General features: G+C 59.5%; 12 protein-coding genes and 1 pseudogene. 5 read left to right on the plus strand and 8 right to left on the minus strand.

Annotated elements, in window-relative coordinates:
* Nucleotides 1–18: 18 nt before the first annotated feature.
* The 5 genes from D882_RS0126515 to D882_RS0126535 form a co-directional block, all read right to left on the minus strand.
* Nucleotides 19–720 carry a VIT family protein gene (locus D882_RS0126515; protein WP_027926042.1) on the minus strand — a complete coding sequence of 234 codons (702 nt, stop codon included), beginning with the start codon at nt 718–720 and terminating at the stop codon, nt 19–21.
* 31 nt (nt 721–751) lie between these two features.
* Complete coding sequence (locus D882_RS0126520; protein ID WP_027926043.1) at nt 752–1,726, minus strand: FAD:protein FMN transferase; 975 nt, start codon at nt 1,724–1,726, stop codon at nt 752–754.
* Nucleotides 1,710–3,890, minus strand: a complete 2,181-nt coding sequence (locus D882_RS0126525; protein WP_027926044.1) for a PepSY domain-containing protein — start codon at nt 3,888–3,890, stop codon at nt 1,710–1,712. Before D882_RS0126525 ends, D882_RS0126520 begins: the two co-directional genes overlap by 17 nt.
* A gap of 25 nt (nt 3,891–3,915) precedes the next feature.
* Complete coding sequence (locus D882_RS0126530; protein ID WP_027926045.1) at nt 3,916–4,386, minus strand: DUF2271 domain-containing protein; 471 nt, start codon at nt 4,384–4,386, stop codon at nt 3,916–3,918.
* 92 nt (nt 4,387–4,478) lie between these two features.
* Entirely contained in the window at nt 4,479–4,802 is a 324-nt protein-coding gene (locus D882_RS0126535) for a PepSY domain-containing protein (RefSeq protein ID WP_027926046.1), read from the minus strand.
* 132 nt (nt 4,803–4,934) lie between these two features.
* On the opposite strand from D882_RS0126535, the gene D882_RS0126540 reads away from it, so the two are divergent.
* The 3 genes from D882_RS0126540 to D882_RS0126550 all read left to right on the plus strand — a co-directional run bounded on the left by D882_RS0126540 (nt 4,935) and on the right by D882_RS0126550 (nt 8,144).
* Nucleotides 4,935–5,594, plus strand: coding sequence for a response regulator transcription factor (locus D882_RS0126540; protein WP_027926047.1), 660 nt, complete (start codon nt 4,935–4,937; stop codon nt 5,592–5,594).
* Nucleotides 5,591–6,934 carry a HAMP domain-containing sensor histidine kinase gene (locus D882_RS0126545; protein WP_027926048.1) on the plus strand — a complete coding sequence of 448 codons (1,344 nt, stop codon included), beginning with the start codon at nt 5,591–5,593 and terminating at the stop codon, nt 6,932–6,934. The genes D882_RS0126540 and D882_RS0126545 overlap by 4 nt, the downstream gene beginning before the upstream one ends.
* Before the next feature lie 562 nt (nt 6,935–7,496).
* On the plus strand, nt 7,497–8,144 hold the full coding sequence (locus D882_RS0126550; RefSeq protein WP_027926049.1) for a hypothetical protein: 648 nt from the start codon (nt 7,497–7,499) through the stop codon (nt 8,142–8,144).
* A 39-nt stretch (nt 8,145–8,183) separates the two neighbouring features.
* On the opposite strand, the gene D882_RS0126555 is transcribed toward D882_RS0126550, so the two are convergent.
* The gene (locus D882_RS0126555; protein ID WP_027926050.1) at nt 8,184–8,930 is read right to left on the minus strand and encodes an SDR family oxidoreductase; all 747 of its coding nucleotides are present in this window, start codon (nt 8,928–8,930) and stop codon (nt 8,184–8,186) included.
* Nucleotides 8,931–9,137: 207 nt separating this feature from the next.
* Between D882_RS0126555 and D882_RS0126560 the strand changes: the two genes are divergently transcribed.
* Nucleotides 9,138–9,707, plus strand: a complete 570-nt coding sequence (locus D882_RS0126560) for a YceI family protein (protein ID WP_027926051.1) — start codon at nt 9,138–9,140, stop codon at nt 9,705–9,707.
* A 251-nt stretch (nt 9,708–9,958) separates the two neighbouring features.
* Nucleotides 9,959–11,086 carry a diguanylate cyclase gene (locus D882_RS0126565; RefSeq protein ID WP_027926052.1) on the plus strand — a complete coding sequence of 376 codons (1,128 nt, stop codon included), beginning with the start codon at nt 9,959–9,961 and terminating at the stop codon, nt 11,084–11,086.
* A 13-nt stretch (nt 11,087–11,099) separates the two neighbouring features.
* Here D882_RS0126565 and D882_RS0126570 read toward each other — a convergent pair whose 3' ends face one another.
* Together D882_RS0126570 and D882_RS1000000132945 are read right to left on the minus strand one after the other, a co-directional pair.
* Nucleotides 11,100–11,585, minus strand: a complete 486-nt coding sequence (locus D882_RS0126570; protein ID WP_027926053.1) for a DUF3592 domain-containing protein — start codon at nt 11,583–11,585, stop codon at nt 11,100–11,102.
* Between the two features lie 67 nt (nt 11,586–11,652).
* Nucleotides 11,653–12,074: pseudogene (locus D882_RS1000000132945) on the minus strand (gfo/Idh/MocA family oxidoreductase); the annotation flags it as partial.

Consider the following 12,074-nt stretch of genomic DNA (forward strand, 5'->3'; position numbering starts at 1 on the left):
TGTGCGCAGGAGCGTGAATTAGACGACGGCGCCAAACAGGTGCCCCACCAGTGCCGTAATGCCCATGGCCAGTGCCCCCCAGAATGTCACTCGCCAGGCTCCGGTCAGGACATTAGCGCCGCCGGCCTTGGCGGCGATGGCGCCCAGCGTCCCGAGAAACACCAACGACATGCCCGATATCCACGGCACCACGTTGTGCTCCGGCGCGACAAACGTGACCGCCAACGGTAATGCGGCACCCACCACGAAGCTGGCGGCTGAGGCCAGGGCGGCTTGCAAGGGTTTGGCGGTGAGGGTGGCGCTGATGCCCAATTCGTCCCGAGCGTGAGAGCCCAGTGCGTCATGGGCCATTAATTGATCGGCCACCTGATGCGCCAACTCGGGGGAGACACCACGGTGCATGTAGATGTTGGCGAGTTCGATGTGTTCGGCTTTCGGATCGCTGGCTAACTCGGCCTGTTCGCGGGACAAGTCGGCGCGCTCGGTATCGGCCTGGGAGTGTACGGAGATGTATTCGCCAGCGGCCATGGACATGGCGCCGGCCATCAGCCCCGCCATGCCCGTGACCAGCAACGTGGCGTGGCTGGCGTTGGCGGCTGCAACGCCGATCAGCAGGCTGGCGGTGGAGACAATCCCGTCATTGGCCCCAAGGACGGCGGCGCGCAGCCAGCCGATACGATCGCTTCGGTGTGCCTCGGTGTGCCTGTGCATGAATTTCATGGTTGATCGCGACTCACTGTCATTGGGCGGTTCACATCGGACGGGTTTCAATCTGCGCCTGCAATTGGCCGCCGACAATGGATATTTCCTTGAACTGTTGGCCGTCGCGCAGCACGAACAGTGCGTCCATCCCGCGTTCCTGTGCCAGACGTGGGCCCTCGGTTTCGCCCAACACCATCAACGCCGTGGCCCAGGCATCGGCGAGCATGCAGGAGGACGCCACCACGGTGACGGCGGCAAGCGGGTTGCACAGTGGCGCGCCGGTGGCCGGGTTCATGGTATGGGCATAGGCTTGGCCGGCCACATCGACCCAGTGTCGATAGTCCCCTGAGGTCGCGATAGCGGCATCACCCAGTTCCATCACGCCCATGACTTCACGCACGCCCCGGCGGGGCTTTTCCAGGGCTACGGCCCAGCACTGGCCATCCGGCTTGACACCCCGGGCGCGCATCTCGCCATCGATACCGACCAGGTAGCGGGTGATGCCCAATTCGTCCAGGCAACGGGCCAGTTCATCCACGCCAAACCCTTTGGCAATGCCATTCAAATCTAGCTGCAGTGGTGCGCGTTTGCGCACCTGATTGCGTTGCGTATCTATCATCAGCGCAGCGCTGGCTGACAGGCGTGCGTGGGGCGACGTGGTGAGCGCCTGCTCTGTGATCGTCTGTTCTGCGGGGCCGAACCCCCAAGCGTCAACCAGATCACCGACCGCGATGTCGAAGGCACCGCCCGATTGCTGACTGACGCGCAGTGCCGCAGACAGCACCGTCGCCAGTTCTTCAGGCACTGAGACCCATTGCTGTTCTGGGGCGGCGTTGAGGCGATTGAGGTCAGAGTCGGGTTTCCAGGTGGACATTTGCTGATCCACCCGAGCCACGGCGCGTGCCAGGTTGTGGCCGACGGCGTCGGTATCAATCCCGGCAGCGGCATAGAACAGGGCGGTGTAGCGGGTGCCCATGGTTTCGCCGTTGAGGTTGTAGCGTTGCAACTCAGTAGACGTCTTCACGGTAGCGTCCTTGTGCCTTGAGGGTCAGCACGCTCAGGTTCAGAGGGGCCAACACTTCATCGAGGGCCTGCATCACGCCTTTGGCCATCTCGCGACTGCCACACACCAGCACCTGGGCGCCTTTTTCAATCAGTCGGCGCAAGGCCAGGGCATCACTGATCAGCCGGTCTTGCACGTAGCTGCGGTCCTGAACTTGAGAGAAGGCGGCACGCAATGCCGTGAGGCGTCGGTCTGACAAGTATTGATTAAGCTGCGGTTCATAAAGGAAATCCGAGGCCGGGTTGCGTCCACCCCAATACAAGTGCATCGGGTGTCGAGCCGTGTTGTTGCGGATAAAACCCGCCAGTGGACCGATGCCGGTACCGGCACCGATCAGGATTACCGGATGCGTGCCTGACGCCGGGCGAAATTGCGGGTTGGGCTGGATAAACGCTTCGATTGGCCCGCCGATGTCCAGGCCATGGAGAAATTCCGAGCACACGCCACCGTTGTGTTTGCGCACACAGATTTCCAACACGCCGTCCTGGGAGCCGCTGGCCAGCGAGTAGAAGCGGGGGATCGGGCTGCCCGGGGGCACAATCCCGACCAGGTCACCGGCCAGAAAGTCCGGCAGCTTGCCGGGTGCCTTGAAGCGCAAGACGTGGGTCGGCGCGTTCACCTGTTCACCGTAGACAATGCGCTCCGTCAGCTGCAATGGATGGGTCTGTGGCCGCTGCGGGGTATGGACCAGTGTCAGGTCATGCTGGAGCACTTCGCCCAACGCATGGCCCCAGCGCGCAAACTCCTGGGAGGACTGGCGGTTGACGGTTTCCAGCCCCAGTAATGGCGAACCACCGGCCTGCAACATCGCGTCCTGCACCTGATGGGCGTACTGACAGAACTGCGGAAACTGCCGATCACCAAAGCCCAGCACGGCAAAGGGCAGGCCGGGCTTGAGGCCGGTTTTCGCCAGTCGTTCCAGGAACTGCGAAGCCGAGGCTGGCGCGTCACCGTCACCGTGGGTCGCGGTGAGGATGAACACGCGCTGAGCGTTGCTGTAGTGGTTGGCGTATTGATTCATTGTCGCGCTATGCACCCGGTGTCCCGCCAGGTGCAAAGCGTCATGCAGGGTTTTTGCAAAGCCCCAGGTACTGTTGTTTTCACTGCCCACCAGAATCACGCAGTCGGCAATGTGGGCCGGGCTGTTGTGGCGCAGGGTCGGGCTCGCCTTGCGGCGGCGCCACCACAACACAATGCCGGTCACGCTCATCAACGGTACGCAGAGGGCGCAGAGCCCTAGCGGCAAGCCCAGCCACCAGAGGCCTTCACCGGTGTGCAATTGATAGATCAATTCGTAGAGGTTGTGCATCGAGTCGTGGGCCTGATAGGACAGCAACGCGCCGCTGGCCTGGTCCACGTAGCCGTCGCCCTGGGCCGTGCGCAGGGAAAATACGTCCTGCGCATTATTGGGGCTGGGGTAGACCAGTTCGCGCAGATCATTGAGGTCGGTGGCCTGCAAGGCTTGCAGCTTTGCCACCGGCAAGGCCGGACCGGCACTGACGTGGGCGGGGAAGGCGGGTTCACTCTGACTGCCGTCGGCGATAAAGCCAAAGGTGGTGGCGGACATGTAGAGCCCGCTCAATGCCGACAGCAGTAGCCCCAGCAAGGCCAGTCGCCCGACTTCAGCGTGCCAGCGCTGGCTGAAGGTGCCCCGCAATGGCCGCAGCAGGTTGCGCCAGCCACCCAGGCGCCGGACCAGCAACAGCGCACCGGTCACCGACAACATCAGCATGAACAGCGCGCCGACACCCGACACGCCATGGCCCGGCGTGCCAAGGAACATCGAGCGGTGTAGTTCTTTCACCCAGCGCGAGAACGCGGATGGCTCGTAGGGCGCGAGGCCTTGGCCGGTCATTGGGTCGACCTTTTCTGCGCCAGCCTGACCGTTGTGGTTGTAGTAGACGATGACCGTCCCGGACGCTGTGCGCTGGATCTGCTCTACGCCCGGAAAGTGGCTGGCAACGCGCCCGGCCAGTTGGCCGACGTTAAGTTGTCCGGCAGGCGTGGACGTGCTGTGCAAGCGTTCCAGCGCCGGGTCGACAGACAGGATCGCGCCGCTGATGGCCAACAACATGACCAGCAGGGCGGCGATCAGGCCAGGAAGGGAATGGAACTGACGAAGCATGTTCAGCCTCCAGAGATGGCGGGTGCTACAGATCGTAAGTAAAGGAGTCGACGTAGGCACTGCCGGTCGCCGGCTTGCCTGAGCCTTTGGAGGTCAGGGGAACGCTGACATCGGCGCGGGCGTCGCGTTTGTCCTCGACGGCACTGTCGATGCGAATCTGGTACCCGGCATCAATCAGGGTGTCTGCCAGTTCGACGCTGACTTTGAGCGTGCGCCCGCTGCCGACACTGGCGCCGCTGACCCCGTCAAACTCGCTCGGGTTCATCCCGCTGCCACGGGCCCAGTCGCCCAGGTGCTTGTAGTACTTGGCCTTCTTGCCGGCCACCCACAGGGTTTTCTGGTATTGGCCATTGGCGTCAGTCACGTAGATCGCCAGGTAGGCATCATTGCCGCTGTAGTCTTTGAGCTGAGTGGTCAAGGTCACTTCACGGGCCTGGGCCAGACCCGGCAAGGCAATGGCGCTGGCGAGGCAGGTGGCTGCGATGATCTTTTTCATGAGGGTGTCCTTTTGATCGTTAGGTCGAGAGACTGGACCTGCTGGCTGACAGCAACCTGAAGCGCAGGAAAAATTCATCGACAGGTGAGGCGTCATTCGGTGAGCGGGCTGCCGAGGTAGTCCCTGGCATCGCCGTCGTTGCGGAAATGAATCTCAAGTGTGTGCAGGCGCAGCGAGGCCGGTGAGTAGCTGGCTTCGATGCCATTGCCTTTGCGGTCCAGGCCCTTGAGCTCGTAACAACCGTCGTCGACCTTGATGCGCTGCACGCTCCAGCCGTATTGCCGCTCGACCTGCTGACGCAAAGTCTCGCGTGGTTGCCAGTCGCTCACCGGGTCGCTGCAATCGTCATCGGCCAGGGCATAACCGCTGAGCAGCAGGCTCAACAGCGCGGCATGGGCAATAAAACCTGTTTTCATGATCTGTCTCCTGCCGAGGTCGGCGTCTGTGGCATACCCTAAGGTGCATTCCTGACAACCAGCTGAATCTTCAGATTGACGTCAGGTAAGGCAACTAAGGTGTTGCACGACAACCATCACGGGGGGTACCAGATGCGGGTTTTATTGGTCGAGGACGCACCAGGGTTGGGGGAGGCGGTGCGCGAGCAGATCGCCGATGACGGCCATGCCGTTGATTGGGTGCAGCGCCTGGACCATGCGCGCAACAGCGTACGCACCACGCCTTACGACCTGATCCTGCTTGACCTGATGCTGCCGGATGGGCGCGGGCTGGATTTTTTGCGTCAGCAACGCTCGGCAGGGGACGTGACCCCGGTGATCATTCTGACCGCTCAGGATCAGATCTCCGATCGTATCGCCGGCCTCAATGCCGGGGCCGATGATTACCTGGTCAAACCGTTCGACCTGTTTGAGCTCTCGGCCCGTGTGGCTGCGGTGGCCCGACGTTACAGCGGCAACCCCAATCCACAGATCAGGCTCGGTGATTTGCAGGTCGACATGAACGCCCGCACCGTGCAGCGTGCCGGCACTACCGTGGACCTGACGGCGCGAGAGTGGGCGCTGTTCGAAGCGTTTGTGCAGCGCCCCAGCGCGCTGTTGTCCAAGTCGCAGCTGGAAGAACGGCTGTATGCCTTCGGTGCTGAAATCGAAAGCAATACCATCGAGGTCTATATCAGCCGGCTGCGTAAAAAGCTGGGTCGGGATCTGATCGAAACCGTGCGCGGCATGGGCTACCGGTTGATGGCCGTATGAAGCCTTCTGTGAGCCTGCAAAAACGTCTCGGCCTGGGGTTGACCCTGGGCATGACCTTGCTCTGGCTGGGCGCAACCGTCGGCGCCTGGCTGGTGGTGCAACATGAGTTGGACGAGGCATTCGACAGCGCACTGGAAGAAACCGCGCAACGCATCTTGCCGTTGGCCGTGCTGGAAATCAGCAACCGGGAGGAACCCCGAGAGGCACAGCATGTTGCGACGTTGAAAATGCACAAGGAATACCTGACGTACCTGGTGCGCGATGCCAGTGGCAAGATCCTGATGCAGTCCCACGACGCCAACCCGAAGATCTTCAATCAACAACCGTCCGAAGGTTTTTCTACCTCTGAGAAGTACCGCTTGTATGGCGCCAGTGCATTGCGCGGGACGCTGTTCATTGAAGTCGCCGAGCCGTTGAATCATCGCCGTGAAGCCGCGCGGGAAGCCTTGTTTGCCTTGTTGCTGCCACTGTTGGCGCTGATTCCCGTCAGCCTGTTGGGCACCTGGCTGTTTGTGCGGATCAGCCTGCGTAGCGTGTTGGCGTATCGACGTGCGGTCGAGGCGCGTGGTGTGGGTGATCTGTCACCGATCCAGGTGGCCCGCCTGCCGGCAGAAATCGATCCGTTGGCTGAGGCGGTCAATCACCTGCTGGAGCGCTTGCGCAAGGCCCTCGAAGCCGAGCGCAGCTTTACCGCCAACAGCGCTCATGAGTTGCGTACACCATTGGCCGCGACCTTGGCGCAGATCCAGCGCTTGCACCAGGAGGCGCCTGAAGGCCCTTTGCGAGTGCGTGCGGCGAAGATCGAAAACGCCTTGCGCGAGCTGGCGCGGCTGTCGGAAAAGCTCATGCAACTGGCGAAGGCCGAGGGCGGTGGGCTGCTGTCCGAAACGCCTCAGGACCTGATTCCGTTGTTGGCCCATAGCGTCGATGAGTGGAACCAGCGCAGCGGCCAGCGCATCGAGTTGCAACTGCCACACCAGGCCAGCGTGTACTCGAACATTGACCCGGACGCCTTTGGCATCTTGTTGCGCAACCTGATTGAGAACGCTCTGAAGTATGGCGCGACGGCGCAACCGATCGAAGTCAGCCTCACCGACCAGGCCCAGCTGCGGATAGTCAATGGCGGGCCGGTGGTGCCGGCGCCAGTGTTGCAGCACCTGACCGAGCGCTTTGTACGCGGTCACAGTGAGATCAGCGGTTCAGGATTGGGCCTGGCGATTGCCAAAACGATTGTGCAGGGGGTTAACGCGAGAATGAAATTGAGCTCCCCTGCAACAGGTCGGCAAGAGGGTTTCGAAGTGTGCGTCTGGCTCCCGCTCGCGTCGGCGATCGACGGTTGAGGCGGGGCTGGCGGGAGCCCGAGTTTCAGACGTGAAAAAGTATGACTGTTTTAGTCGTGCATGGGGGTAAATGCGAGCGGGTCTCTATTGCACTTTTCGTGAGTAACGCAACAACTAATGGATCCAATGAAAGAGCCTGAGGCTGATCTAATTTAAAGCGGGCCAGTTAGTGCGCGGCTTTCGGAGAAGTTGTCGATTTGTGGTCAGATTCGATGAGTTTCGCTGAAGTAACCGTTTGTCGGTAGTTTGCTTGAGAAATGAACATTCGAGACGTAACACCCTCTGATACTTCAGCACGTCACCATGACCTGCTCCAGCAGTCGTAGAAAAGAAGTGGAAAACGAACCTCATATGCAGTGACTGCAAATGGGGATTTTTTTATCTGAAATTCAGGAGGCAGTAAACAAGTCGGTCATTGGTTTGCCAAGTGAATCAATGGGCTACGCAGTGTCAGGTCTGCGATTTGGCATCTCTTATAAAAGTAAGATCGCACGGGGGGTTGAAGAGTTAAATACCCTGTTAGTTGCCGATCTGTACTATCGAACAAGGTGGAGAAAGTACCGTGGCGATAAATACAATTATGAGCCTGCTCGAGAATAAAGAGTGTATGGAGTTTTTGCGGTTGGGCGTTATTTACGTTCATTTAGTGGCTTGTTGTGTGGCCATTGGTTTGGTGTTGACCAGTGATATTGCAATGGTTAAAGATTTGTTGAATCGAAAAACATTCACTGAACACGATCATGCTCATATGGAAAGTCTGCAGAAGTCTGTGATCGTTGCTTTGATAGCCTTGTGGGTGACGGGCGCCGCGGTCATCGGTATTGATTACCTGGAAAAAGGCATGAACTACTTCATGAACCCCAAACTTCAAGCCAAAGTGATCATTGTCATGCTGCTGACCTACAACGGCATCTTGTTGCATCGCCTGGTATTGCCCGCGCTGCAAAAGGCAGGCTCCTTGCTCGATCTCGGATTCAGCGCACGGATGCTCGCGCTGTTCTGCGGCTCGCTGTCGGCCGTGTCCTGGATGTATGCGGCCATGCTGGGCGTCGGTCGCCCGTTGGCCTGGAAATACTCCCTGTCCGAACTGTTGATGGCGTATCCGGTGCTGATTGCGCTGGGTTTCCTGAGCATGCTGGTGTTGACTCAGCGAGTGAAAAAACAGGACTACGCCGTTATTTCCCCGCGGACGGTGGCGAGCCATTGTTAGGCCCGTTGAGCGTTTAAGTTTTCCTGGTCAAACAGTGGTCTAGTGGGCCTTGAGCCAGTCCTGAAACCGCGTCGCGCCAATGATCGGGTTGGCGCCCGGTGTCAGTGACTGGTCATTGATCGGCGCACCAAAGTAGGGAACCGAGTCGTCCTCCACGGTTTGGCGCGGGTCCTGGGTGTGCTTGAGGTAATCGCTGGCGAACTCGACGAGCGGCCGGTTATCAGGTCCGGCCACTTCGACGGTCTGATTGACCGGCGCTTTTAGCGCAATATCGGTCAGCGCTGTCGCGACATCGTCCGAGGCCACCGGTTGCAACGCGGCAGACGTCAGGTGAATAGTGTCGCCTTCCTCACGTCCGGAGTGAGCGATGGCGTGGATAAACTCAAAGAATTGGGTGGCCCGCAGAATGGTGTAGGGAATACCCGACGTCTTGATCAGCGCTTCCTGCGCCATTTTTGCCCGGAAGTAACCGCTGTCGAGCATCCGCTCGGTGCCGACGACAGACAGGGCTACATGGTGTTTGACCCCGTCGAGCTTCTCCGCCGCGAACAGGTTGTGCCCGGCGGTTTCGAAGAAGTGCAATGCGGCGTGGTCTTCAAATGAGGGTGAGTTCGCCACGTCGACCACCACGTCAGCGCCTTGGAGTGCCTCTTTGAGGCCTTCTCCGCTGATCACATTGACGCCGGTGCTCGGTGATGCAGCAAAGGCTTCATGGCCCAGTTCCTGCAAGTTTTTGCAGACCTTGCTGCCGATCAACCCGGTACCTCCGATGACGACGACTTTCATGACCCGTCTCCCGAAGCGGTGAGTGCAACGGGTATTAAACACCCGCCAAGGTGGCAATATCGGGCGCTGCCCGGGAGTGGCCGACAGGTGGTCGAAAGTCCTGCTGTCAGTGGAAGAAACGCGAGTTATTTGCTTTAGTCGTCCTATCGCCCGTCCGCGTGTGTGGGCAGTTCGCTTCATAACGGGAGCCCTCTATCGGAGAATCCCATGAGTGTTCGATTCTCGTGGCTCGCAGTGCTGGCCGCCATGCTGACTGTTGGCTGCTTGCCCTGCGCGCAAGCGGTGCAATACAAACAAGTCAATCAAGCCGCGAGCAAGATCTCCTTCACGTACAACCAATTCACCTCGCAGGTGTACGGCACGTTTGGCGTGTTCGAAGCCAAGCTGGATTTCGACACGGCCAACCCTGCGGCAGCCCAGGCATCGCTCACCATCCAGCTCGACAGCATCGATGCCGGCAGCAGTGACGCCAACACGGAACTGCAAAAACCCGCCTGGTTCAATTCGGCGGATTATCCTGTGGCGACCTTTGAATCGACCGATGTGAAGGCGCTTGGCGACAACAAATACACAATCATCGGCAAACTGACGCTCAGGGGGGTTACCCGTGATGTAGCGGTTCCGGTCCTGCTAAAAGCCGAGGACACCATCGGCATCTTCGACGGCGAGTTAACGCTCAAACGCAGCGATTTCAAGATCGGCGAAGGTGAATATGCCGATACCGTGGTTTCCGACGACATCAATATCCGCTTCAAGATGGTGGCGCCGCAGCAGTAACGCAGCGGTGCCTTTGTAGCAGCTGGCGAAGCCTGCGTCCGGCTGCGAAGCAGTCGTAAATTCAGCACACGCGGATTTCCTGAAACACCGCATCGTCTAATCTCATGACTGCTGCGCAGCCGGGGGCAGGCTTCGCCAGCTGCTACAAAGTACGGTGGGTCTTAAGTTCGGCGTGGGATTCATTTGTTTGTCTAGGTGGCAGGGTGCCACAATCGCTTTTTTTGTCGCAGCATCATGATTAGGCGGATCACATGGATGGCCCAGGATTTCGGCACCATCAGGAGACTTTCATCGCGGCGCAAGTGCGCGGTGACCGATTGCGACAGCTGTTCAACCAATCCGTGTCCGCGGTGTTCGGCAGTTACCTGGCCGCGCTTATGCTGTGCGGGCTGTGCTGGGAGCGCATGGATCACAACGTGATGATCGGCTGGATTGGCCTGCTGAGCGCCTCCTCGTTACTGCGCATCCTGATGTTTGTGGTCTATTTTCGCAGCCCGGACAGTGAGCGCACGCCGCAACGCTGGGAGCGGATCTATTGGGTGACGCTGGTGTTGTCTGCCGGTATCTGGGGCGCTGGCGCTTTAGCCGTCATGCCGTCAGACGACCTGTTGGCCCAGGCACTGGTCATGCTGTTTGCCGTCGGCATGTCGGTCAGTGCCGTGTCGTGTTACTCGTCCTACCGGTACATGACGCTGGTGTCGATTGGCCTGGTGTTGTTGCCGTGTACCACCTGGCTGGTGTTTCAGCCGACAACATTGCAAGTCGGTATGGCCCTGGCCGTCGTGGTGTTTGCTTCATTTGTTGCCAGAGCCACCCGCAAACTGTCCGAAGCGCTGGAAACTGCTTTTCGCCTGACCCGTGAAATGGAACTGGCGCACCGCATCGCCACGCATGCTGCGCAAACCGATGAACTCACGGGGCTGAAGAACCGCCGGGCTTTTTTTGAGCATGCGCAGCAGTTGTTCAACAACTGCCAATACCATCGGTTGCCGCTGTGCGCGGTCATGCTCGATATGGATCACTTCAAGCACATCAATGACACTTACGGCCATCAGGTTGGCGATCAGGTATTGCGCCAGATGGGAGTGGTCATCAGCACCTGTTTTCGTGAAACGGACGTCTACGGCCGGCTGGGTGGCGAGGAATTCGCCATCCTGCTGCCGGACACGTCCATTGAGGTCGCCCTCGAAATTGCCGAGCACCTGATCCAGTCCATCGGTGGGTTGATGACCGGCCCGGTTTATCGCATTTCGGCCAGCCTTGGCGTTGCCGCAATGGAGATGCAGGACCCTGATCTGCAAAGTCTGATGAACAACGCGGACAAGGCGCTTTATCGGGCCAAGGCGCGTGGGCGCAACCAGGTGGCGGTTTCAGAGTAAAGGCGGGGAAGGGTTAATAGAACCGGTCTTCCTCTTTCATCGCATAAATCCGGCCCAGCGTCCTGGCCGATATCCCCAGGAACAACAACGTCAGCAATACCCCACCCATCATGATGTAAAACCCCGGGCGGTTGCCGTTCAGCTCGCGGGCGATGCTGCTTTGCGCCGGTAGCCAGCGGGAGTAGAGCAGGGGAATGCTGCCGCCGGTTTCATAGGCGGTTTTTGTTGCATAACGTTCGTCGACGTATTGGTTGTCGTGCACTTGGCCGTCGAGATCGGTGTAGCGGTAATGGATCACTTTGCCGTCGCTGTTCATCAGGATGTCGTCGAGTTGCGTCACTGTCCCCGTCGTTTCGACAGGGCCCAGCTGGATCGCGGCATAGCGGATGCCCTCGTGCCGGGCCATGCCGGCCAGGATCAGCACCACACAGCAGGCAACGGTGAGCAGGATCACCCGGTTGAACAGGTGATCTTTTTCAGCTTCGCGGGGGTAATACATCTCACGGTCCTTCGTTGGTAAATTCACAGAAGGAGTCGGCGAGGAGCGTCATAACTTTAGGTACGGATTATTTCAGGGTTGTCCGGTGTCCGTCTCGGGCCGCATCCAACAACCGATGCAAGCGCACCGCCTCTTCAAACGTCGCCGCACCATGGCTGCCGTCGACCACGTCTTGCGCATACACGTAATACAGCTCAGCCAGTTCCAGCACCGCCGAAGGCAATGACGATTCTGGCAAGCGCTGATAGCTGGCAGGCAGTGGCAGTGCTTCCAGTGCCAGATTGTCGCCGTGGGCACCTTCGATCACGTAATCATCGCCGACCTCGCCAAATGCCGAACGGTTGGTGATTTTCAGGTCGCCCTGGTCGCCGGTGATGTCGATCTGCACGCCTGAGCCGTTGCGTTTGCCGCCTTCGATGTGGATCGAAATCACGCCGCCGTCTTCAAGCATGCCGCTGAGTACGAGCTGATCGGGGGCGGTGCTGTCCA

This window comes from Pseudomonas sp. URMO17WK12:I12 (assembly GCF_000514395.1).
Taxonomy (GTDB): Bacteria; Pseudomonadota; Gammaproteobacteria; order Pseudomonadales; family Pseudomonadaceae; genus Aquipseudomonas; species Aquipseudomonas mucoides.

Bases quoted from the DNA above. Each gene is read 5' to 3' on its own strand.
- D882_RS0126560 (WP_027926051.1), top strand. From the start codon at position 9,138: ATGAGTGTTCGATTCTCGTGGCTCGCAGTGCTGGCCGCCATGCTGACT.
- D882_RS0126565 (WP_027926052.1), top strand. From the start codon at position 9,959: ATGGATGGCCCAGGATTTCGGCACCATCAGGAGACTTTCATCGCGGCG.
- D882_RS0126555 (WP_027926050.1), bottom strand. From the start codon at position 8,930: ATGAAAGTCGTCGTCATCGGAGGTACCGGGTTGATCGGCAGCAAGGTC.
- D882_RS0126525 (WP_027926044.1), bottom strand. From the start codon at position 3,890: ATGCTTCGTCAGTTCCATTCCCTTCCTGGCCTGATCGCCGCCCTGCTG.
- D882_RS0126570 (WP_027926053.1), bottom strand. From the start codon at position 11,585: ATGTATTACCCCCGCGAAGCTGAAAAAGATCACCTGTTCAACCGGGTG.
- D882_RS0126515 (WP_027926042.1), bottom strand. From the start codon at position 720: ATGAAATTCATGCACAGGCACACCGAGGCACACCGAAGCGATCGTATC.
- D882_RS0126530 (WP_027926045.1), bottom strand. From the start codon at position 4,386: ATGAAAAAGATCATCGCAGCCACCTGCCTCGCCAGCGCCATTGCCTTG.
- D882_RS0126545 (WP_027926048.1), top strand. From the start codon at position 5,591: ATGAAGCCTTCTGTGAGCCTGCAAAAACGTCTCGGCCTGGGGTTGACC.
- D882_RS0126535 (WP_027926046.1), bottom strand. From the start codon at position 4,802: ATGAAAACAGGTTTTATTGCCCATGCCGCGCTGTTGAGCCTGCTGCTC.
- D882_RS0126540 (WP_027926047.1), top strand. From the start codon at position 4,935: ATGCGGGTTTTATTGGTCGAGGACGCACCAGGGTTGGGGGAGGCGGTG.